The sequence below is a fragment of the Spongiibacter sp. genome (genome assembly GCF_984394615.1).
Genome location: NZ_CFHTQA010000027.1, coordinates 1 through 20,800, shown reverse-complemented (window position 1 = coordinate 20,800; position 20,800 = coordinate 1). Strand labels below are relative to the sequence as shown.

The following is a 20,800-nucleotide window of genomic DNA, read 5'->3' as shown; positions in this document are numbered from 1 at the left end:
GATAAGGAAAATACCGCCAGAGCGGCAAGCAAGGCAGCGGTGATCAGTCTAATTGTTAAAAGCATGCGGATAAAAAACCAAATCGTTAATAAAAACAGGGTATTGCAAAGCTGTTGAGCAATACCGCAAAACGCGCATTATAGCATCAGCGGCGCAGTTCGTCGCCGCTGAGACGACTCAGGCCAAAGCGGCGGCTCAGAATGCGGTCGCGCAGCTCAGCGGGCAGCTTGCTCAGGCGGTACAACATACGGTTGCCTTTGGCGACCCCAATGTAGGCGGGGCAGTTGTCCCGCTGTGCCGCGGCCAGAATATCCCGTGCGACCTCTGAGGCATCGCTGGCACTTTTCTGGGAGAGGCGGGCCCGTTCAGCAATGGCATCACTCAGGCTGGCGTAGGGGCTTTGCGCGTTTGGTGTCTGGAGTTCAGTTTCGGCCCGGTCGGCGAAGCGTGAGCGTATTGCACCTGCTCTGACGACCATGACGCGAATGCCGAACGGGGCCAGTTCAAGCCGCAGGGCATCGCTCAGTGCGTGCAGGGCGGCTTTACTGGCGCAATAGCTGCCCGCGAACGGGGTGACAAGATGCGCAGAAACGCTGCCGATATTCACCACCGTGCTGCCGCGCTTTAACATCGGCAGCAGGTTTTGCACCAGTTCCAGCGGGGCGATGCTGTTAGTCTGCAGCTGTGCGGCAAGCTTGCCGGGGTCCACTTCCAGCAAGGGGCCCATCAAGCCGTAACCGGCATTGTTGATCAGCAGTGCTAACTCCCCAAATTCCTCGACAATCTGTTGGCTCATGGCGGCGAGGTGCTCAGCGTCGTTCAGGTCCAGGGCTCGCTTGTGCAAATGGGGGTGGTCGAGAGAAATATGCTCAGGGCGCCTTGCAGTGGCGATAACGTGGTAACCCTGGTCGAGGCATTCGCGTGCCAGGGCTTCGCCGAGGCCACTGGAGCAGCCGGTAATCAAGGCCACGCGGTAGGGAGCAGACATAGCGATATCCTCGTCATATATGTTGGTTTTTTGGGCGAGGGAGGACGGCTTCTTGCCTCCGGCCATTGCTCAGCTATTTTAAGCAGAATGCTGACTATACACGGTGTTAATACGCACTGTTTGCGAGGCACCCGTTAGTGGAATTACGCATTCTATCGTTGGACGCCCCAAGGGATGATGCTTTATATCAAAAAAGCCCTTGGCAATGTGTTGCGCAGGGAAGCTGACAGGGGAGTATCAATGACAATCCGCTGTGGCGGTTTAGAAAGGGTGTTTGCTGATCGCATTGCCGGAAAGGTGGTGGCGATGCTTGCTGTCGTCTGCGTACTGGGGGTTGTTTTCGCTATTGTCGCGGGTCTTTACAACCAGTCAGCAAAGTCTGAAATACAGGCACGCATCCTCGAACAACAGGCATTTGCCGAGCATTTTCAACAGCTTGATCACCTGCTTGAGCGGGGGGGCGTGATTGGCCATTTCCATGAAGAACTGGCTCGTCCGGAGTTCGGCGATTTTCAGCGTCTGCAGCAGCAGCTCCGCGAGGCGGAGCAATCTCTCGGCGCGCTGCGCGACGCCGGTGCAGATCCTGCCGCAACCACCACGCTGGGAGCGTTGTTGTCACTGTATGGCGGCTATCGCATCGGCGAGTCAGCCGAGTTTCCATTGAATCCCAGGCTCGACCAAAAGGCCGTCAACGATAGCCTGATGCTGTTGCAGCAACAAAATACCGACGCGGTCCTCAATACGGAAATCGCCTTGTCGGCGGCACTTAATCGGCAATTCTGGCTCCTGGGTGTGCTGGTTCTCATGGCGTTGGCGGGATTGGTTGCCGTGCCTTTACTTATCAGCAAGCGTCGCCGGGTAATGGCCTTGGATAAGGCCCTGCACGAGGAGCGACAGCGATGTCAGCGCATGCTGGCCGCGATTCCTGGCGCGGTATTGATCGCCGATGATATGGGCAAGCTGTGTGCTGTCAGCGACAGCGCCTCACAATTGTTGGGCTTTGATCGTGAAGAACTTACTCAGCGGGATATCGAGAGTCTGATTTCCCCTCGCTTCCAACCCCAATACCAGCGCCTGTTGCGCAATGTGCGCGATGCTGAAGGGAAAGCGGAAGGTCAGGAGTTGATGATGGTCAGCCATTCCGGCAGCGATGTGCCGGTGGAGCTGATGCTGAGCTGGTTTGATGCCGGGCCCATGGGGCCAAGGCTGCTGGTGACACTGCGGGATGTTGGTGACCAATACCTGCTTCATGAACAGTTTCTATATAGCCAACAGCGCTTTGACCTGGCGGTGATGGCATCGCGCGACGGTATCTGGGACTGGGATATGCGCGCTGACAAGCTGTATCTCAGTCCGGGCTGGCTGGCGATGGTAGGGATCGGCGGTAATGTCGCGGAGTCCGATACCAAACGCGTGTTGCTCAGTTGTATCCCCGAGCCAGAACAGCGGAAGCTGAAGAAAATCATGAAAGATTTTCTGCGCAGCAAAAGTCTGCTTTTTACCTGTGAACACCAATTACAGCGCCGCGATGGCGCGATTGTTGACGTTAGCTGCCGCGCGGCGGTGAAGCGTGACGCCGATGGCCGTGCGATCAGGATGGTCGGCGTGCATGGCGATATTACCGCTGCCAAAACGACCACACGGCAGCTGGCGGCAGATAAGCACAGCGTCGAAGATCGGCTGCGGCTGATGAGCATGAAGTTGGAAGCAGCAGAAGCTGAAGCGGAACAGGCGAATAAAGCCCGATCGGCGTTCCTGTCGGTAGTCGGGCACGAATTCAGAACGCCGATGAACGCCGTTGTGGGAATGACGGATCTGCTACTGCGATCGCCGCTGAACAGCGAGCAAAAATTGATGCTCGATACCATTGGTCGTTCATCCCAGTCGCTGCTGGCCATATTGGACCGGGTGCTCGATTACTCAATGCTCGAGACCGGCAGTGTCACTCTGCAGGTCGAGCAGATTATGCTGCAAGATTATCTGGAAGGGGTTTTGCTGGGGCTTGCGGATGAGGTAATGGGCAATGGTCAGCAACTGATATTGAATCTCGATCCCTGCATGCCTGAGCGTATTTGTTTGGACCCTTTGCGTGTGCGGCAGCTATTGATTGCCTTGCTCGAAAATGCCATCAAATTTTCCGCTCAGAGCAAACCCAGGGGGGAGATAGAACTGCTTGCCCGCCCTGTTAATGAGTCGGAGAAACATCAGCATGGCTGGGCTGCTATCGCGTTTGAGATTCGCGATAACGGCGTCGGCATTCCCGAGGAAATTGGCAGGGATATGTTCCGTCCTTTCGTTCAGGCGGAGAGCTCGCACAGTCGACGCTTTGGTGGCGTCGGCCTGGGGCTGGCGGTCGCAGAAAAACTGGTGTCGCTGATGGAGGGCGAGATCAGCGTTGATGCTGCTGAGCAGCAGGGAAGCTGCTTCAAGGTTTTGCTCCCCATTGACGGCTTCGAGGAGCGCGAGGATTCAGAGACCGCCTTGCCAGACCATGATGCCAGCCACCTATGGGTGGTCATCAATAACGACACCCTGCGCTTGGCGGTGTCGGCGGCATTGGGCCGGAAGGGGTGGCGGGCCCGGTACGCGACTCATATCGACACCGTCAAACTGAACCCGGCGGCAAAAACGCTGATTGTCAGCGATGCCGTCAATGCCTTGCCAGAAGCGCTGGAGCAGGAGTCCGTTAAATTGATCAGTCTGCAGCTTTGCCCCGCTGGTGGACCGGTTACCGCGCCACCTGGCGTGGTGTACATCAATCCCTTGTTGCCCTCACGGCTTTGCGGTGAGGTGCAGCGCTTGCTGAATGCTGGCTGATCAGACTTTCAGAACGTCTTCAGCCTGCAGGCCTTTCGGGCCCTCAACCAGATTGAATTCGACACTCTGGCCTTCGTCCAGCGTCCGGTAGCCATCGCCGCGAATTGAGCGGAAATGTACGAATACATCATCTCCCTCATTGCGCGTGATAAAGCCAAAACCCTTGGCGTTGTTAAACCATTTCACAGTCCCGGTTACACGTTCGCTCATTACAGATCCTCTTGATGATGGGCGGGGTGGGGCAGTAGCTTCAGTGGGGCGGCCGGTTTGGCGCCAATCACTGAGACAGTTTGGGTGAAAAGGGGGAAAGGATAGGAGGGTGATGCCGACAGTTTTAAACTGCCCGCCTGCTTCGGGAACCACGCTGGGTGGGCTGTGCAAAGCGATGCAAACATCACGCTAAATCGGATTGTTGTGCCAGACTGCTGTTTACTATAACGATTGCGCGAGGCTTGTCTACGCCTTTTCGCGCGAAATGGCGGCGAAAAGGCGTGAACAGGGTCGCATTACAGTTCGGCGATGGCCTGGCGCTGGGCCTGCAGTCGGTCGCGCTGGTGCTGTTGCGCCTGCAGCTTGTCCTGCTCTTTTTCTACAACAGCCGCCGGTGCCTTGTCGACAAAGCCCGGATTGCCCAACTTGTCAGCCAGGCGCTGGATGTCCTTTTCAAGCTTCGCCAGCTCTTTGTCCAATCGACCCAGTTCGGCATCCTTGTCGATTAATCCGGCCATGGGAACCAGCAGTTCCATGTCGCCGATCAACTGCGTGGCCGCCATGGGGGGTTCCTCGCCGCTGCCCAAGACCTGAATGCTCTCGAGCTTGGCCAGTTTGGTGAGGAATTGCCGGTTATCGTCCAGACGCCGCTGATCGTCAGCACCCAGATTTTTCAGAATGATATTCAATGCCTTGGATGGCGGAACATTCATTTCACCGCGAATATTACGAATGGCGGTGATCACCGCTTTCAGCCATTCGGCATCTGACAGTGCCTGTTCGTCAATCGCGTTCACGTTGGCGAGCGGATACGCCTGCAGCATGATGCTGTGAGGACCTTCGCCCGAGACGGTACCGGCAATCGGTGCCACGCGTTGCCAGATCTCTTCGGTGATAAACGGCATAAAAGGGTGAGCCAGCCGCAGCGTGGCTTCGAGCACACGAATCAATGTTCGGCGAGTACCGCGTTTGGCCTCGGCCGAGGCATTGTCGTCCCAGAGAACGGGTTTGGACAGCTCCAGGTACCAATCGCAGTATTCGTTCCAGACGAATTCATAGATTTCCTGCGAGGCGTGGTCGAGGCGGTAGTTCGTCATGGCATCGGCCACGCGCTGCTCGGCCTGCTGCAGGCGGGCGATGATCCAGCGGTCGGCCAGACTGAGTTCCACTGCCTCATCGTTGACGCCGCAGTCTTCGCCTTCGGTATTCATCAGCACATAGCGCGCCGCGTTCCAGATTTTATTGCAGAAGTTGCGGTAGCCCTCCAGGCGCTTCATATCCCAGTTGATATCGCGTCCGGTGGAGGCCAGTGAATACAGGGTAAAACGCAGGGCGTCAGTGCCGTGGGCACCAATACCTTCTGGAAAGGCTTTGCGGGTGGCTTTGCCGATTTTCTCCGCCAGTTGCGGCTGCATCATATTGCCGGTGCGTTTTTCCAGCAGGCTGTCCAGCTCGATGCCGTCGATCATGTCCAGCGGGTCGAGTACATTACCCTTGGACTTGGACATTTTCTGACCCTGCTCGTCGCGAATCAGACCGGTCACGTAAACCGTTTTGAAGGGCACTTGTGGTTGGCCGTCTTCGTCTTTCATGAAGTGCATGGTCATCATGATCATGCGCGCCACCCAGAAGAAGATAATGTCGAAGCCGGTTACGAGTACATCGGTGGGGTGAAAGGTTTTCAGGCGCTCGGTGGCTTCTGGCCAGCCCAGTGTGCCGAAGGTCCACAGCGCGGAGCTGAACCAGGTGTCGAGGACATCTTCGTCCTGATTCAGCGGCAGGTCGGCAGCGAGATTGTATTTGCTGCGAGCCTCTTCCTCGGTGCGTGCTACATAGATATTGCCGTCGGCATCGTACCAGGCCGGCACGCGGTGCCCCCACCACAGTTGGCGGGAAATACACCAGTCCTGAATGTCGCGCATCCAGCTGAAATACATGTTCTCGTACTGTTTGGGCACAAACTGGATGCGGCCATCTTCGACGGCGGCAATGGCGGGCTCGGCGAGTTTTTGTGTGGCAACAAACCACTGGTCGGTCAGCAGCGGCTCAATGACCAGTCCGGAACGGTCTCCGCGAGGCACTTTCAGTGCGTGGTCATCGATCTTTTCCAGCAGTCCCGCACTGTCGAAATCAGCCACGATGGCTTTGCGGGCAGCATAGCGATCGAGGCCGGCATAGGCTTCTGGCAGCTTGGCGTCGAGTTCGGTATTGGGGCTGCTGTCGCTGTTGAAGACCTCGGCTTCGGCGCGGATGGCGGCGTCTTTGTCCATGATGTTGATCATGGGCAGTTTGTGACGCTGGCCCAGCGCGTAGTCATTGAAATCGTGCGCGGGAGTAATTTTTACGCAGCCGGTGCCGAATTCGCGATCGACGTAGTCGTCGGCCACGATGGGGATGCGGCGACCGACCAGCGGCAGCTCGATAAACTTGCCAACCAGAGAGGCGTAGCGCTCATCGGCCGGATTCACGGCGACGGCGGTATCCCCCAACATGGTTTCCGGACGGGTAGTGGCGACGACGAGGTAATGTTTACCTTCGGCAGTTTGCGCGCCATCGGCCAGCGGGTAACGGAAGTGCCAGAGGTGGCCGTTTTCGTCTTTATTTTCCACTTCCAGATCTGAAATGGCGGTGTGCAATTTCGGGTCCCAGTTGACCAGACGCTTACCGCGATAAATCAGTTTGTCGTCATACAGGCGAACGAAGACTTCCTGAACGGCTTTGTAGAAGCCCTCGTCCATGGTGAAGCGCTCGTGGTCCCAGTCCACGGAGGCCCCCAGACGGCGAAGCTGGCGGGTGATGGTGCCACCGGATTCTTCTTTCCATTCCCAGACCTTGTCCAGAAACGCCTCACGGCCGAGATCGTGGCGGGTCTGGCCCTTCGCAGCCAGTTTTCGCTCCACAACCATTTGGGTGGCGATGCCGGCGTGGTCGGTGCCTACTTGCCAGAGTGTGTTGCTGCCTTTCATCCGCTGGTAGCGGATCAGTGCGTCCATGATGGAATCTTGAAAGGCGTGGCCCATGTGCAAGCTGCCCGTGACATTGGGCGGCGGAATCATGATGCTGTAGGACGGCCCTGTGCCGCCGGGAGCAAAATAGCCGTTTTGCTCCCAGGTTTGGTACCACTTAGTTTCGATATCGCTGGGCTGAAATGTCTTATCCATGGGTTTCCGTATTGGCACTGGCTGAATTGGCACTGGCTGAGCGCGACACCGCCAGGGCGGCAGCGTCGAGAAAAGGGGCTAAGTATACTGAGTTTTTGCTTGTCGGGGCAAAGCCTTAGGGGCGGCGGCTCTGTTGGTACCACTGCTCGAGAAGTTGCTGGTCGAGCTTCAGCAGACGTTGCCGGAGCTCGGCTTCGATTTGTGGCAGCAAATCATCGATCAACGCCTGAAGAAACACTTCGCGGCTGTGGTCATTCTCGTCCCAGTCGGCAGGCGATTCCTCGGTTTCAAACTCATCGTCCAGCGTCTCTCCGAAGCGCTCGGCGAGCCGGGGAGAGGGCTCGAGAATATCATCCAGAACCGGAATGTCATCGTGATCAGATTGTTCCTTCAACAGGGTTTGCAGGGCTTCCAGTTCGCTGAGCAGCGGTACATTGGGGTTGTCTGGATCCGGCATGGTCGGCCCTCAGAAGGCAATCTGGTGATTGTGCAGCGGGTAGCCGCGCTGTTTGTAAAAACGATAGCGTTCCCGCGATGCGGTCAGTGCCTTGTCCTGTTGTACCACCACTTCTGCCATTCGCCGGAAACGGCTGAATGCCTCGGGCAGATGTACGGAGGTATTAATCAGCACATCGCAGTGCTCGCCCATCTCCGCCGGGGTATTGTCGTCACCGGGATGGCAGAGGGTGATTGCGTCGCCGGTGTCGGTAGAGTGGGGTACAAAGGCGCTGGGGCGACTGTCCCAGAGCAGCTTGTCGAGCTGCTCGGTGGCGGCGCTGTTGTCGCTGTGGATCAGCACCCGGTGACCGCTGCGCCAGGCCTTTTCGGCCAGGCGACAGCAGAACAGCAGGGCCTCCTCCGCTGAGGGGCTGTTGAGAATATAGAAGTCGATCCTGGTCACAGTGCTCAGTTCGCCGCCTTGCTTTCCAGGTAATGGCACAGCAGGCCGACCGGGCGACCGGTGGCGCCTTTGGAGCCACTCATCCGCCAGGCGACACCGGCAATGTCGAGGTGCGCCCAGCGGTAGTCTTTGCAGAAGCGAGACAGGAAGCAGGCGGCTGTGACGCTGCCAGCTTCCGGACCACCGATATTGGCCATGTCGGCAAAATTGCTGTCGAGCTGGGACTGATATTCATCCCACAGTGGCATATGCCAGGCGCGGTCTCGGGCGGCTTCGCCACAGTCGCGCAGTTCCTGAGCGAAATCATCCTGATTGCTGTATAGGCCAATGGCCTTGCTACCCAGTGCGACGATGCAGGCGCCGGTCAGGGTGGCAATATCGATGACCGAAGCGGGTTTGAAACGACCGGCATAGGTGAGGGCGTCGCACAGCACCAGTCGCCCTTCCGCGTCGGTGTTCAGGATTTCAATTGTCTGGCCAGACATGCTGGTGACAATGTCGCCGGGCTTGGTGGCGCGGCCGCTGGGCATGTTCTCTGCAGCGGCGATAATGCCGACCACATTCAGGTTGAGTCCCATTTCGGCGACGGCGTTCATGGTGCCCATCACGCTGGCAGCGCCGCACATGTCATATTTCATTTCATCCATTTTGGCACCGGGCTTGAGGCTGATGCCGCCGGTGTCGAAAGTGATGCCCTTGCCTACCAAAACATGGGGTTGATCGCCTTTTTTTCCGCCCTGGTACTCCACCACAATCAGGCGTGCGGGCTGGTCGCTGCCCGCCGATACCGACAGTAGTGATCCCATGCCCAGCTGCTGCATTTTCTTTTCATCGAGAACGCTGACTTTGACCGCTTCATATTTGCGGCCCAGCTTGCGGGCCTCCTTGGCGAGGAAGTCGGGGGTGCAGATATTGCCCGGCAGGTCGCCCAAGCGCTTGGCCACATTCACCCCCAAGCCTTCGGCAAGGCCGCGATCGACCGCCTGACGGTTGGCTTCGGTATTGCTGCCCTGCAGGGTGACCCGGCGCAGGGTACTGGCCGGTTTGGGTTTGCTCAGTGTTTCGGTGTAGCGATACTGTGCAGCAACCAGCAGTTGCGCGCAGCGCTGCAGAAGCTGCGTCGGTTTTCGGCCTTCAACCTGCAGGTTATCGAACAACACGCAGGCGTCTTTACCCTGCTGCTTGTCGAGGGTATTGATCATGGTCGTCAACAGCTTGTCGAAATCGGCGTCGCTGATGCTGTCTTTACTGCCGCGACCGATGAGCAGCAGGCGTTTGGCGCGGAGCCCACTGACCACTGGCAGCAGCAGTGCGCTGCCTACCTTGCCTTTGAAGTCCCCCCTTTCAATCAGCGCCGACAGCGTGCCTTCCGTGGCCTGGTCTACGGCTTTGGCGACATCGCCAAAATGGGTGTTACAGACGACGACCAGACAGTCGCTGGCCAGGGTGCTGGGGTCTTTACAGGGCTTGAGGCTGATTTGCATGGATAATCTCGCTGACAACTATTCGCAGAGGACGCCATGATAAGTAATAATGCGCGCCAGTGCTGTGGACACTGACTGGACGACGCACTGATCAGTCGACCATGGCGGTGCTGTAACAGACGTATCTGTCATTTTATCAATGGCTAGTGTAAAGGGTATTATCTGCGCGTGAAACTATTTGCCAGACAGGAGAGCGGGGAGCTGTGATTCTATTTCGTTACCTCGCCGGTGAAGTGCTGAAGTCGGTGTTCGCCGTGACCCTGGTGTTGCTGGCGATCATCATGAGCGGTCGCTTTGTCAAATACCTGGCGCAGGTTGCCGCGGGTGACTTCTCTCCCGACGTGCTGTTTCTGATCATGCTGTACCGCCTTCCCGGTTTTCTGGAAGTGGTATTACCCCTCGGCTTGTTTATCAGCATCCTGCTTTCTTATGGTCGCCTCTATGTCGACAGCGAGATGACGGTGATGAGTGCCTGTGGCATGAGTCGCCGTCGTCTGCTTCTCTACACACAGATTCCCGCACTATTTGTGGCCGCGATCGTGGCGTATCTCAGCATGGTAATTACGCCCGCCGGTATTCAGGCCTATGCTGACAAGCTGGCCGAGAGCCGGGCGGAGATCGGGGTGAAAGCAGCGGTAGAGGGACGGTTTCGCATCGATAAAAGCAGTGGTCGAGTGACCTATATAGAAAGAACGGATCGCAACGAGCAAACCATGTACAGCGTGTTTCTCGCGCAGGCAGAAGCGACGGACAGGCCGGAGCGCTCGCTGGTTTCTCTGGTCACCGCAGACAGTGGACGCTTCCGCATTGACGAGGAGACGGGTGAGCGTCACCTGGTACTGGATAAGGGCGTGCGCTACGTGGGCGAGCCCGGAATGGCCGACTATCAAGTAACCAGCTTTGACCGGCTGAGTCAGTTACTGCGTGATCCGGAGGTGAAAACCTATCGTCAGGAACTGGACGGTAAGTCCACCGCCGAGTTGTGGGGCAGCGATTCACTGGAGGATATTGCCGCTGTACAGTGGCGGATCTCGCTCAGTGTGCTGGTGCCCATTGCTGCCTTGCTGGCCGTGTCGATGAGCAAAACGGATCATCGTCGCGGTCGCTACGGCAAGATGTTTCCGGCGTTTATGCTGTATATGTTTTATCTGGTTGGTCTCAATGCTGTGCGTGACGCCATGGCGAAAGGGGAGTGGCCAGTGTTCCCCGGCATGTGGGTCATCCATGCCATCTTCCTGATACTGGGGCTGATTTTGCTCTATTCCGACAGCGTTCACCGGCATTGGTGGCTGTCGTGGCGGCGTGGGCGTAACTGATGGCGATGCGTAAGCTCAATCGCTATATCGGGCGAACTGTGGCAGCGGCGGTGTTCATGGTGCTGCTTGTCATTGTGGGTATTGATCTGCTGTCGGCGCTGATTGACGAACTCAAAGAGATTCGCGGAGATTACGACTTCGTCGGGGTTCTCAAATATGTGGGGCTGATCGCCCCTGATGCCATCTACAAATACCTGCCCTTCGCGGCCCTCGTCGGCTGCCTGGCGGGACTGGGGTCGCTGGCCAGTTCCAGCGAGCTGGTGGTCATGCGTGCGGCAGGGGTCTCGACTTACCGTCTGGTGATGGCGGTGGTCAAACCGACACTGTTCATCACTCTGATGGGATTGCTGGTTGCTGAATACGTGGCGCCCGCCGCGATGCAGATCGCCGAAAGTCAGCGGGCAATCGCCCTGCAGAAATCCGAAAGCAGTCACTCTCGCCACGGCATGTGGCATCGAGAGGGCAATGACTTCATGCACTTCAACGCGGTACAACCGAACGGCGTGTTGTATGGCGTAAGCATTTACCGCTTTGATGATGATCGTAACCTGCTGCAAAGCACCTACGCGAACCGAGCCAATTACAGTGATGGGCGCTGGTCGCTGGAAGATGTGCGACAGGTGCAGTTTGCCGACGACAAGGCGACATCAAGTTCGGCTTCTCAGAAGGAGTGGGACTCGGGCTTGTCGCCGGAATTGCTGAATATTCTGGTGTTGGACCCCGATGACCTGTCGATCTCCGGACTGTGGCGCTATGCCAGCTATTTGAAACAGCAGGGGCTGAATGCAGGAGACTATGAACTCGCGTTCTGGAATAAGATTTTGCAGCCCCTAACCATTATGGGCATGGTGTTTGTCGCGATCTCGTTTATCTTCGGTCCGTTGCGTGACGTGACGATGGGTTACCGTATTTTTGTCGGGGTGATGGTAGGGATTATCTTCCGTACCTTGCAGGATATCCTCGGTCCGTCCAGCCTCGTTTACGGCTTCGATCCCATCTATGCCAGCGTGGGACCGATCGCGATCTGCTTTGTTGCGGGGCTGCTGCTCATGTTGCGGCGCGGTTGAGCCGGGCCTACTTTTTCTGTTTGGGAAGCTGCAATACGCGGGTGTTGGAGGCGATGTCCTGCCAGCTACGCCCCTCGCGGTCCAGCCATATCCACCAGTAGCCCAAGCCGCCCATAAAAAACGCAGCGGCGGCCACGGGCAGGCGACGAAGCACCTGTGTCCAGCCAACACGCTGTCCGTCATTGGACTCCAGTTTCAATCGCCAGGCCTGCATGCCCAGTGTTTGTCCGCTTTTGCGCCAGAACCAACCGTAAAATGCCACCGTGATTGCCAGCAGGTAGATCGTATACGGCCAGCCTTGCAGGGGCGTATTGAGTTCGTGAACCACTGAATTGGTGCCGGGCGACGCGCCCAGCGCATCGCGACTGACAATCAGGGTGGGGATCAGTGAGGCAACAAACAGCACGGCAAACAGCAAAAAGCCATCGTAAATGGCCGCGGCAATACGGCGCCAGGCGCCTGCTGTCGGGTAGTTTTCGGTGGCGTCGGGAGAGGGTTTTTTCGTGCTGTTTTTCATGCTTCGGGCGATCCGTCGGAAAACGGCGCCCATTGTAGCAGAGGTCGCCGCCTTTAGAAGTTCAGCTCGAAGCCCAATGCGAGTGAGCTGCTGCGGAGGTGTACGCGGTAGTCGATATCTACTGACTGCCGTTGCTGTGCCAGTTGCACACGGCCCTCTTCGTCTGGCAGATAGCTGAGCGACATGCGGCGGTGAATCATTCGGTAGAGCGCTTTTGCGCCGAGTTTCAGCAACTCTTTCTGGGCCGCGGAGCCCGTTTTTGCCTGGTGCTGATCCATCCAGATGCGGTTAAAGCGGGCTTCGTTGGCATTGTAAGCAACGAAGTTGCCGGAGACTTCATCCAATTCAACACAGTAGCGCAGAGTGGGGCGATAGCCGGGCTCATGGTCTGAGGGCAAGGTAAGCCAATGGCCGCCCTGCTGGGCATGGACGGCCGACGACATCGCTACGCTGAACAAGGCGAACAGCGCGCAGCGCGATATTGTTCTGCTTGTTGTATCTCTGTGCCGAGCTGTCATACCGTTGCCTCGCCTGAAATTATTCTTTTGCTGAGGATGCTTAACAGGCTAGCGATGAGCTGGATGATTGATAATCAGTAGATATACGATCGGGGATATGCCATATAGAGCATGGTGTTGGTCAGTCACTCGTCTACAATGCTTGGCGTTAAGTGAGGGCCATTGGGTTTTCGCGATAATAAAATAGGGGAAGGAAGCAGTCTGCAATGCGCATATTACTGATTGAAGATGATCTGAGCGTCGCGGAGTACATCGTCAAGGGACTCAAGGAGAGCGGCTATCAGGTTGAACATGTCGCCGATGGCAAATCCGGGCTGGTAAAGGCAACGACCGAAGAGTTCGATGCTCTTATCGTCGATCGCATGCTGCCCAATGTGGATGGCCTGACCATTATCAAAACACTGCGGGCATCGAACGATAGCACCCCGGCATTGATACTGAGTGCGTTGGGCGAGGTGGATGACCGCGTGAAGGGGCTAAAGGCCGGCGGGGATGACTACCTGGTGAAGCCCTTTGCCTTTGCCGAGTTGCTGGCCCGTATAGAAGTCATACTGCGGCGTCACGAGTCCAGCTCGGCGGTGACGCGGTTGAAAGTTGGCGATCTGGAGATGGACCTGCTAGCGCACAAGGTGACCCGCGGCGGTCAGGTTTTTAACCTGCAGCCCCGCGAGTACAAGCTGCTCGAATACCTGATGCGCCATGCCGGACAGGTCGTGACGCGCACCATGCTGCTTGAAAACGTGTGGGACTATCACTTTGATCCGCAGACCAATGTGATCGATGTGCATATCAGTCGCCTGCGTCAGAAAATCGACAAGGGCTTTGATCGTCAGCTTCTGAATACCGTTCGCGGTGCCGGGTATATGTTGGATGATTCTGAGTAGAATTTTCACCAGCTTCACGTTCCGCTTCCTGGTCAGCTACGTCGCCTGGCTCAGCGTGGCGGTGTTTATGGTACTGGCGCTGATTTACGCCGTTATTGCCTACGATTTTTTCAGTGAAGTACACCGTTCGGTAAAGGCCGAGCTGCAGGATTTGAGCGAGGCCTATGAAGACGGTGGTGTTGCCGCTGTGGATGCCTTCGTGGAAGAACACAGCGGACCGTCGCGGTTGATACGTTTTTTCTATTTTGTCGGCGATGACAGCTACAATAAGATCGCGGGTAATCTTCACGAGTGGCCGAGTACTAAGGAATATCGCAACGGCTGGCTGGGTTTTGACTTCGAATCCTTGGCCGGCAGTATTGTCGATCCGGTGGGCAACGAATTTATCGCCCGTTCCATGCAACTGCCCAGCGGCGAACATATTCTGGTTGCCCGGCACTATGCCGATGTCCTCAATAGCACCAAGCTGGTGGCCGGTGCGCTGACCCGCTCGATGGTGGCGACGATTGTTCTGGGCACTATCGGCGGTGCGATTACTGCCGCCTTGAGTATGCGTCGAATAGAGGGGATCAACACCTCACTGCGGCGCATCATGTCGGGTGATTTTTCCGAGCGGATTGAAGTCAGTCACAGCAGCGGCGACTTCCGGCGACTGTCGGAAAACGTTAACCAGATGCTGGACAGGATCGAAGTGTTGATGACCGGGGTGAGGCAGGTTTCGGACAACATCGCCCACGACTTGCGTACCCCGCTGACGCGATTGCGAAACAAGCTCAGTGATCTTCATGACAACTGTGATGATTCGGCCACCCGTGAACAGGTGGAAGCGCTGATCGACGAGGCTGACGGCCTGTTGGGCACTTTCAGTGCTTTGTTGCGCATTGCTCAGGTGGAGTCCGGCAACCGGCGCTCAGGATTCGCCGAGGTCGATCTCTGTACCGTGGTTTCAGACGTGATCGAATTGTATGAGCCGCTTGCCAGCGACAAGGAGCAGCACTTCAAAACGGCGCTGGCTCGTGTGGGTAAGGTCATCGGCGATCGGAATCTGCTGTTTCAGGCGGTGGCGAATCTGGTGGATAACGCGATCAAATACACCCCGGAAGGGGGAGAGGTCATGGTTGGCGTCTCCATCGAGCCGGACGCTTACCGTATCTATGTGGCCGACACGGGAATGGGGGTTCCAGAAGCGGATCGCGAAAAAGTATTCCAGCGCTTTTTTAGGGTGGAAAGCAGCCGCGGTTGCCACCCCGGCAATGGCTTGGGATTGAGTCTGGTACAGGCGGTTGTTCGCCTTCACGATGGCAGTATTTCTCTCGAAGATAATCACCCCGGCTTGCGCGTGGTGATTCGTTTGCCCCGGGATGCTGCGCAGGCCAAGGCCTGATCAGGATGCGGGACGCTCAGCCAGGCTGAGGTGACCGCAGAGCTCGTCCAAGTCCAGCTTAGGCACGGCGCGAGACTGGCTCAATGGCGTGCCGTCGTCTTGCGGGGCGATCTGCAGGTGGCTGGTGTCGGGGCTGTGAGCCGCCGGCTTGGACGGCGACTGGAGGGGGGCGCCCAGTGCATCCAGTCGCAGGCCGCTGATATCGACGTTCACGGGATCAATTCTCCGTCGTTCCTGCTCCCTCAATACCGGGCTGCCGACGGGGCTCAGGCTGAGCGCCTGTTCGCCCGCCTCGGCGTGTTGCTCAATCGCCTGTTGTTGCGGGCTTGTGGTGGAGGACGGTCGGGATTCAGTGAGAATGCCGAGCTTGTCGAAGCCGCGCTGTAAGCGCTGCAGCTGCTCAGCATCGAGGTTTTTGCGGATGCGACTGGTTCTCCCCTGCAGCAGCTTTGCCATCTGCTCGGGGGGACGTTTAAACAGGGCGGCCAGTTGTTGAACCGCGCGCTCGCGGTCGGCGCCCACCGCCAACTGCCCGGTCAAAAATAAATCGTAGTGTTCATCTGCCATGTTTTTTGCCACATGCATCCCCGCGCCTGCCGAGTTCTTTTCTACTCGCTGAGGCTTCTTTACGCAACTTAGCAGACTGAGCGCAGGAGTGTTAAGATTCCGGCTCGAATGTGTGATGTGATCGGAGACCACGGCGACATATATGGACCTCGAAGCTGTTCCAAGCCGCTTTGCCCGCTCGCTGATGAACCTGGCAATCGAACGTGGTTACGATCAGGATAAACTCCTTCGTGCCGCGCAAATCCCCTTTAACCCCGCCGACAGTCGCAGTCAGGGCTATCAGGCTCATGTGACGGCGATGCAGTATACCCGTCTGTATCAGCAGGTGATGAGCCTGATACAGGATGAGGCATTTGGTCTGATGCTGGGGCATGAGGTCACCCCCGGCGCTTTCCGAATGATGTGTTACTGCCTGCTGGGTTGCGAAAACCTGGGCAAGGCGATCAGTCGCGCCTGTGAATTTTTCCGCACATTCTATGACGCCGACACCCATATTCATCTGGATACGCGTGTCGATAGCGCCATTGTGGGATATGGCAGCATTAAAAAAGGCTTCGCGGGCGATCATGTGGATGCCTCTGATCTCTACGGCCTGTCGATCTGGCACCGCTTTTTCTGCTGGCTGGTGGGCAGCAATATCGAATTGAAAGAGGTGCGATTCGCCGGTCAGGCTCCGAAAGAACGTCGCCGAGTGGCCCGTTACCAGCAGATGTTTGAATGCCCCGTCTACTACGGTCAACTGCGTGACGAGTTTGTCTTTGACACGCGCTACCTCAATTTTCCGCTTGTCCAGAATGAGCGCACGCTGAAAGATTTCCTCAAGAATGCGCCTTATCCGCTGATGGTGCTCAACAACGGACGCGATGACAGCAGTCTTGTGGCGCGGGTGCGGGCCATGATCGGCCAGGATTTCAGTCAGGGTTTCCCGAGTTTCGAGCGCATTACCGAGGCGCTGAATATGTCGGCGCCCACGCTGCGTCGACGGCTGAAAAAGGAGGGGACGACCTTCCAGCAACTCAAGGACGAATGCCGCCGCGACGCGGCAATGGCGTACCTCAGCAGCTCCGAGCTGTCGATTAATGCAGTCGCCGCTCTGATGGGCTTTACCGACCCTTCCGCGTTTCACCGCTGCTTCAAAAAGTGGACGGGGATGACGCCCGGCGAATTCCGCCTGCGTGAGCGCGAGACCGATTAATCGCGCCTCTTGCTAAGTCGTTGACACACAAAACGAAATAACAGATATGTCAGTGGGTTGACCGGATATGTTATTGCCGGAACAACTGCTCAGGCGCCATGCTTTGCCAATTTGAAGCAACCCCATTAATTGGCAGGACACAGCATGGCAGACGCGTTTATTTACGATGCGATTCGCACCCCCCGTGGAAAGGGTAAACAGGGTGGTTCGCTCTATGAAGTTAAACCCATCGATCTGGTGACCAATCTTCTCGAGGCGATGAAAGAGCGCCTGGACCTGGACACTACCCAGGTAGAAGATCTGATTCTGGCTTGCGGCGAGCCGGTCAAAGAGCAGGGGCAGAACATCGCCAAAGCTGCACTGGTCTACTCAAGCTGGGATGACATCACTACCGGCGCACAGCTTCATCGTTTCTGTGCCGGTGGTCTGGACGCTGTAAATATGGCCGCCGCCAAAGTGGCCGCGGGTTTTGAAGACATGGTCGCCGCAGGGGGTGTGGAGTCCATGTCCCGTCTGGGAATTGGCGCCAGTGGTGGCGCGACCGGCGACCCTTGGGTTGCGATGAAGTCCTACTTCATTTCTCAGGGTTTGGGCGCTGATATTATTGCTACGCAAGATGGTATCACTCGCGAAGAAGTGGACGCCTATGCGCTGCGCTCTCAGCAACGCGCCGCACATGCCCGCGACAACGGCTATTTCAAATCACTGGTGCCGGTTCGCGACATGAATGGTGTGGCCATTCTGGATCACGATGAATTTATCCGTGCGGATACCAGCGCCGAGGGGCTGGCAAAACTGAAGCCCGCCTTCCAGATGTTTAACGATTTCGGCCACGGCGGCGTTGCCAAGTTGAGATACCCGGATCTGGAAAATATCAACTGCGTGCACACTCCCGGAAACTCCTCCGGCATCGTCGATGGTGCCGGGCTGGTGCTGATCGGCAATGAGTCCGCTGGCAAGGCTCAGGGCCTCAAACCCCGCGCCCGTATTGTGAGCTGTGCGCTGGTCGGCAGCGAGCCGACGATCATGCTCGATGGTCCGGTGCCCGCCACCCAGAAAGCCCTGAAAAAGGCTGGCATGACGCTGGACGATATTGATCTGTTCGAACTCAACGAAGCCTTTGCCTCGGTAGTGCTGCGCTATCAGCGCCGTCTATCAATTCCCGATGACAAGCTGAACGTCAATGGCGGCGCCATCGCCATGGGGCATCCCATCGGCGCCACAGGCGCGATGATTCTCGGCACGGTTTTGGATGAGCTGGAGCGTCGCGATCTGCAGCGCGGGCTGGTCACCCTGTGTGCCGGCGGCGGCATCGGTATCGCCACCATCATCGAGCGCGTGTAAGCAAGCACTGAACTGAACAAGGGCTGGCGGCGCGGCTGTCAGCCACAAAGAGAGTACAGAACAATGGGATATATTCGTTTAGAAAAAGACGCTGATGGCATCGTCGAGCTGATTTTTGACCAGCCCGGCAAAACCGTAAATACCATGGGTCAGGAATACGATGAGGCCATGCGCGCGGCGGTGGCCGAGCTGCAGGCGATGGTGGCCGAGGGCGGCGTTACTGGTATCTACCTGCGCAGTGGCAAGCCAAACCAGTTTTTTGCCGGTGGCGATATTAAAGAAATGCTGGAAATGGATCTGAACCCTCCGGCAGAAGAAAAAGCCCGCATGTACGAAGGCGTGATGGCGACCAAAGCGCCGCTGCGTATTCTGGAGACACTGGGCGTGCCGGTTGCGGTCGGAATGAACGGCCCGGCGCTGGGCGGCGGTTTTGAAATTGCCCTGGCCTGCCACTACCGCGTGGCGGTGAAAGGCATTCAAATGGGCCTGCCGGAGGCCATGATCGGCCTGATGCCCGGCGCGGGCGGTGTAGTGCGCATGACCTATCTGTTGGGAATGCAGGAAGCCATCGGCTTGATCAGCCAAGGGCGCCGTCTGAAAGCGGATCAGGCCTTGAAGAAAGGGCTGCTGAACGCGCTGGCAGAGGACGAGGCTGATATGCATGCCCAGGCCAAGGCCTGGATTAAGGAAAATGCCAACAAAGAAGGCGGTGTGAAGCAGCCCTGGGACAGCGAGGGTTATCAAATGCCCGGCGGTGGTCCAGAGGATGCCGCCAATCAGGGCTTGACCTTCTTTGGCCCGGCCAATGTCATGGTCCAGACCAAGAACCTGATGCCTGCGCAGAACGCGATTTTTGCCTGTGTGGTCGATGCGGCGCGTGTCGACTTCGACACCGCGCAAAAAATCGAAGGTCGCTATTTCCTCAGCCTGCTGCTGGATCAGGTCGCGCGCAATATGATGACCACCTTCTTCGTGCAGATGGAAGCGCTCAACCGCGGCGCCAGCCGCCCTCAGGGCCCGGAGAGATTCCAGTGCCGCAAGTTGGGTATTCTTGGCGCAGGCCAGATGGGCGCAGGCATTGCCACCACGGCTGCTCAGAAGGGTATCGAAGTGGTGTTGAAAGACATCAGCCAGGAAAACGCCGATCGCGGGAAAGCCTATGCCGAAGCCTTTTACGATAAGGGCATCAGCAAGGGAAAAATGAGTGAGGAGCAGAAGGCGGAATACCTCGGTCGTATCAAAGCCACTGCCGACTACGCCGATCTGGCGGGCTGTGAACTGGTGATTGAAGCGGTTTTCGAGGATCGCAAGATCAAGGCGGCGGTGACTCAGGAAGCGGAAGCGGTACTGGATGACTCAGCTGTGTTTGCATCGAATACATCGGCGCTGCCGATTACCGAACTGGCTGTGGCCAGCAGTCGCGCGGATAACTTTATTGGCATGCACTTCTTCTCGCCCGCCGAGAAAATGCCGCTGGTGGAAATTATCCGCGGTGAAAAAACCAGCGATGAATCGCTGGCTAAAGCCTTTGATCTGGCCCAGCAGCTGGGTAAAACCCCGATTGTGGTTAATGATGCGCCCGGCTTCTTCACTACCCGTGTGATTGCTCAAACGGTGACTCAGGGTGCGGCGATGCTGGAAGAAGGCATTAACCCTGTACTGATCGAGTCGGCAGCCCGCGATAACGGTTCTCCGGTTGGTCCCTTGGCGGCCATCGATGAGATCAGTCAGGAAACGGCTTATAAAAACGGTCAACAGGCCAAAGCCGATGCGGAAGCGCAAGGCAAACCGGTCGCGGCCAATGCGGCGTCTCGGGTACTGGATCGCATGGTTAATGAATTCGGGCGTCGCGGTAAGATCCACGGTGGTGGTTACTACGAGTACCCGCAGGGTGGTCAGAAGCACATTTGGCCCGGCCTGAAAGAAGCCTTTGCGCCGAATGGCTATACCGAAATTCCGTATCAGGATATCAAGGATCGTCTGGTATTCAGCCAGTGTCTGGAAGCGGTTCGCGCCATGGAAGAGGGCGTTATTGAAATCGTCGGTGATGGCAATATTGGCTCGATCATGGGCATTGGCTTCCCGGCACAGACCGGCGGAGCTTTCCAGGCGATCAACGCTTACGGCCTGAAAGCCTTTGTTGAGCGTGCCCGTGAACTGGAGGCGCGCTACGGTGAGGTCTTTGCGGTACCGGCATTGCTGGCACAGCGTGCTGAGCAGGGACAGACCTTCGTCTGAGCGACGGCGTTTTAGCGATCAAGGGTCGGCATTGCCGGCCCTTTTTTTATGGTTGTTTTTTCTCGCTCATATCAGAGGGCTGGGCCCGCTCAAGTACTTAAGCCGTTGTCTGGCTGAAGTCCAGAAACATTTCCTTGTGGATATCGCTGCGCGATGCGCCGTGCATAAAGCAACGTCGTTCAAACTGCTGAACAAAACGCGCACTGCCG

At 57.2% G+C, this 20,800-nt stretch carries 17 protein-coding genes; 8 read left to right on the top strand and 9 right to left on the bottom strand.

The features are described from left to right. Positions 1 to 145: 145 nt before the first annotated feature. Positions 146 to 988 carry an SDR family NAD(P)-dependent oxidoreductase gene (locus AC5DB9_RS11130; RefSeq protein WP_272990622.1) on the bottom strand — a complete coding sequence of 281 codons (843 nt, stop codon included), beginning with the start codon at positions 986 to 988 and terminating at the stop codon, positions 146 to 148. A 240-nt stretch (positions 989 to 1,228) separates the two neighbouring features. Between AC5DB9_RS11130 and AC5DB9_RS11125 the strand changes: the two genes are divergently transcribed. Further along, on the top strand, positions 1,229 to 3,805 hold the full coding sequence (locus AC5DB9_RS11125; RefSeq protein WP_272990624.1) for a PAS domain-containing sensor histidine kinase: 2,577 nt from the start codon (positions 1,229 to 1,231) through the stop codon (positions 3,803 to 3,805). Here AC5DB9_RS11125 and AC5DB9_RS11120 read toward each other — a convergent pair whose 3' ends face one another. From AC5DB9_RS11120 to AC5DB9_RS11100, 5 genes are all read right to left on the bottom strand, one after another. Then, positions 3,806 to 4,015, bottom strand: coding sequence for a cold-shock protein (locus tag AC5DB9_RS11120; RefSeq protein ID WP_022957560.1), 210 nt, complete (start codon positions 4,013 to 4,015; stop codon positions 3,806 to 3,808). A gap of 296 nt (positions 4,016 to 4,311) precedes the next feature. Continuing rightward, positions 4,312 to 7,176 (bottom strand): valine--tRNA ligase, encoded by a 2,865-nt coding sequence (locus AC5DB9_RS11115; RefSeq protein ID WP_286846348.1) that lies wholly within the window; start codon positions 7,174 to 7,176, stop codon positions 4,312 to 4,314. Positions 7,177 to 7,291: 115 nt separating this feature from the next. Further along, positions 7,292 to 7,633 carry a hypothetical protein gene (locus tag AC5DB9_RS11110; protein WP_272993843.1) on the bottom strand — a complete coding sequence of 114 codons (342 nt, stop codon included), beginning with the start codon at positions 7,631 to 7,633 and terminating at the stop codon, positions 7,292 to 7,294. A 9-nt stretch (positions 7,634 to 7,642) separates the two neighbouring features. Next, a complete protein-coding gene (locus AC5DB9_RS11105) occupies positions 7,643 to 8,077 on the bottom strand; it encodes a DNA polymerase III subunit chi (RefSeq protein ID WP_272993845.1) in 435 nt (144 codons plus the stop codon). Positions 8,078 to 8,082: 5 nt separating this feature from the next. Beyond that, positions 8,083 to 9,561 carry a leucyl aminopeptidase gene (locus AC5DB9_RS11100; RefSeq protein ID WP_272993846.1) on the bottom strand — a complete coding sequence of 493 codons (1,479 nt, stop codon included), beginning with the start codon at positions 9,559 to 9,561 and terminating at the stop codon, positions 8,083 to 8,085. A 203-nt stretch (positions 9,562 to 9,764) separates the two neighbouring features. On the opposite strand from AC5DB9_RS11100, the gene lptF reads away from it, so the two are divergent. Together lptF and lptG are read left to right on the top strand one after the other, a co-directional pair. Next, the gene (lptF, locus tag AC5DB9_RS11095; RefSeq protein ID WP_022957555.1) at positions 9,765 to 10,877 is read left to right on the top strand and encodes an LPS export ABC transporter permease LptF; all 1,113 of its coding nucleotides are present in this window, start codon (positions 9,765 to 9,767) and stop codon (positions 10,875 to 10,877) included. Beyond that, complete coding sequence (lptG, locus tag AC5DB9_RS11090; protein ID WP_272993848.1) at positions 10,877 to 11,944, top strand: LPS export ABC transporter permease LptG; 1,068 nt, start codon at positions 10,877 to 10,879, stop codon at positions 11,942 to 11,944. Before lptF ends, lptG begins: the two co-directional genes overlap by 1 nt. A 7-nt stretch (positions 11,945 to 11,951) precedes the next feature. Here lptG and AC5DB9_RS11085 read toward each other — a convergent pair whose 3' ends face one another. Continuing rightward, complete coding sequence (locus AC5DB9_RS11085; protein WP_272993850.1) at positions 11,952 to 12,461, bottom strand: RDD family protein; 510 nt, start codon at positions 12,459 to 12,461, stop codon at positions 11,952 to 11,954. Between the two features lie 53 nt (positions 12,462 to 12,514). Further along, positions 12,515 to 12,904 carry a hypothetical protein gene (locus AC5DB9_RS11080; RefSeq protein WP_022957552.1) on the bottom strand — a complete coding sequence of 130 codons (390 nt, stop codon included), beginning with the start codon at positions 12,902 to 12,904 and terminating at the stop codon, positions 12,515 to 12,517. A gap of 281 nt (positions 12,905 to 13,185) precedes the next feature. Between AC5DB9_RS11080 and AC5DB9_RS11075 the strand changes: the two genes are divergently transcribed. Then, positions 13,186 to 13,863, top strand: coding sequence for a winged helix-turn-helix domain-containing protein (locus AC5DB9_RS11075; RefSeq protein ID WP_022957551.1), 678 nt, complete (start codon positions 13,186 to 13,188; stop codon positions 13,861 to 13,863). Further along, entirely contained in the window at positions 13,850 to 15,247 is a 1,398-nt protein-coding gene (locus AC5DB9_RS11070; protein ID WP_022957550.1) for a sensor histidine kinase, read from the top strand. The genes AC5DB9_RS11075 and AC5DB9_RS11070 overlap by 14 nt, the downstream gene beginning before the upstream one ends. Here the strand turns inward: AC5DB9_RS11070 and AC5DB9_RS11065 are convergent, their stop codons facing one another. Beyond that, positions 15,248 to 15,814 carry a hypothetical protein gene (locus tag AC5DB9_RS11065; protein ID WP_272993852.1) on the bottom strand — a complete coding sequence of 189 codons (567 nt, stop codon included), beginning with the start codon at positions 15,812 to 15,814 and terminating at the stop codon, positions 15,248 to 15,250. Positions 15,815 to 15,956: 142 nt separating this feature from the next. Here AC5DB9_RS11065 and AC5DB9_RS11060 point away from each other — a divergent pair, with 142 nt between their 5' ends. The 3 genes from AC5DB9_RS11060 (at position 15,957) to AC5DB9_RS11050 (ending at position 20,591) form a co-directional block, all read left to right on the top strand. Further along, complete coding sequence (locus AC5DB9_RS11060; RefSeq protein ID WP_022957548.1) at positions 15,957 to 17,009, top strand: AraC family transcriptional regulator; 1,053 nt, start codon at positions 15,957 to 15,959, stop codon at positions 17,007 to 17,009. 144 nt (positions 17,010 to 17,153) lie between these two features. Then, on the top strand, positions 17,154 to 18,353 hold the full coding sequence (locus AC5DB9_RS11055) for an acetyl-CoA C-acetyltransferase (protein ID WP_272993853.1): 1,200 nt from the start codon (positions 17,154 to 17,156) through the stop codon (positions 18,351 to 18,353). Positions 18,354 to 18,416: 63 nt separating this feature from the next. Further along, the gene (locus AC5DB9_RS11050; RefSeq protein WP_272993854.1) at positions 18,417 to 20,591 is read left to right on the top strand and encodes a 3-hydroxyacyl-CoA dehydrogenase NAD-binding domain-containing protein; all 2,175 of its coding nucleotides are present in this window, start codon (positions 18,417 to 18,419) and stop codon (positions 20,589 to 20,591) included. Positions 20,592 to 20,800 lie beyond the last annotated feature (209 nt).

Coding starts and splice junctions, on each gene's coding strand:
- AC5DB9_RS11050 (WP_272993854.1), top strand. CDS start 18,417: ATGGGATATATTCGTTTAGAAAAAGACGCTGATGGCATCGTCGAGCTG.
- AC5DB9_RS11125 (WP_272990624.1), top strand. CDS start 1,229: ATGACAATCCGCTGTGGCGGTTTAGAAAGGGTGTTTGCTGATCGCATT.
- AC5DB9_RS11085 (WP_272993850.1), bottom strand. CDS start 12,461: ATGAAAAACAGCACGAAAAAACCCTCTCCCGACGCCACCGAAAACTAC.
- AC5DB9_RS11110 (WP_272993843.1), bottom strand. CDS start 7,633: ATGCCGGATCCAGACAACCCCAATGTACCGCTGCTCAGCGAACTGGAA.
- AC5DB9_RS11070 (WP_022957550.1), top strand. CDS start 13,850: ATGATTCTGAGTAGAATTTTCACCAGCTTCACGTTCCGCTTCCTGGTC.
- AC5DB9_RS11065 (WP_272993852.1), bottom strand. CDS start 15,814: ATGGCAGATGAACACTACGATTTATTTTTGACCGGGCAGTTGGCGGTG.
- AC5DB9_RS11100 (WP_272993846.1), bottom strand. CDS start 9,561: ATGCAAATCAGCCTCAAGCCCTGTAAAGACCCCAGCACCCTGGCCAGC.
- AC5DB9_RS11060 (WP_022957548.1), top strand. CDS start 15,957: ATGGACCTCGAAGCTGTTCCAAGCCGCTTTGCCCGCTCGCTGATGAAC.
- AC5DB9_RS11055 (WP_272993853.1), top strand. CDS start 17,154: ATGGCAGACGCGTTTATTTACGATGCGATTCGCACCCCCCGTGGAAAG.
- lptG (WP_272993848.1), top strand. CDS start 10,877: ATGGCGATGCGTAAGCTCAATCGCTATATCGGGCGAACTGTGGCAGCG.
- AC5DB9_RS11120 (WP_022957560.1), bottom strand. CDS start 4,015: ATGAGCGAACGTGTAACCGGGACTGTGAAATGGTTTAACAACGCCAAG.
- AC5DB9_RS11130 (WP_272990622.1), bottom strand. CDS start 988: ATGTCTGCTCCCTACCGCGTGGCCTTGATTACCGGCTGCTCCAGTGGC.
- AC5DB9_RS11080 (WP_022957552.1), bottom strand. CDS start 12,904: ATGTCGTCGGCCGTCCATGCCCAGCAGGGCGGCCATTGGCTTACCTTG.
- AC5DB9_RS11075 (WP_022957551.1), top strand. CDS start 13,186: ATGCGCATATTACTGATTGAAGATGATCTGAGCGTCGCGGAGTACATC.
- AC5DB9_RS11115 (WP_286846348.1), bottom strand. CDS start 7,176: ATGGATAAGACATTTCAGCCCAGCGATATCGAAACTAAGTGGTACCAA.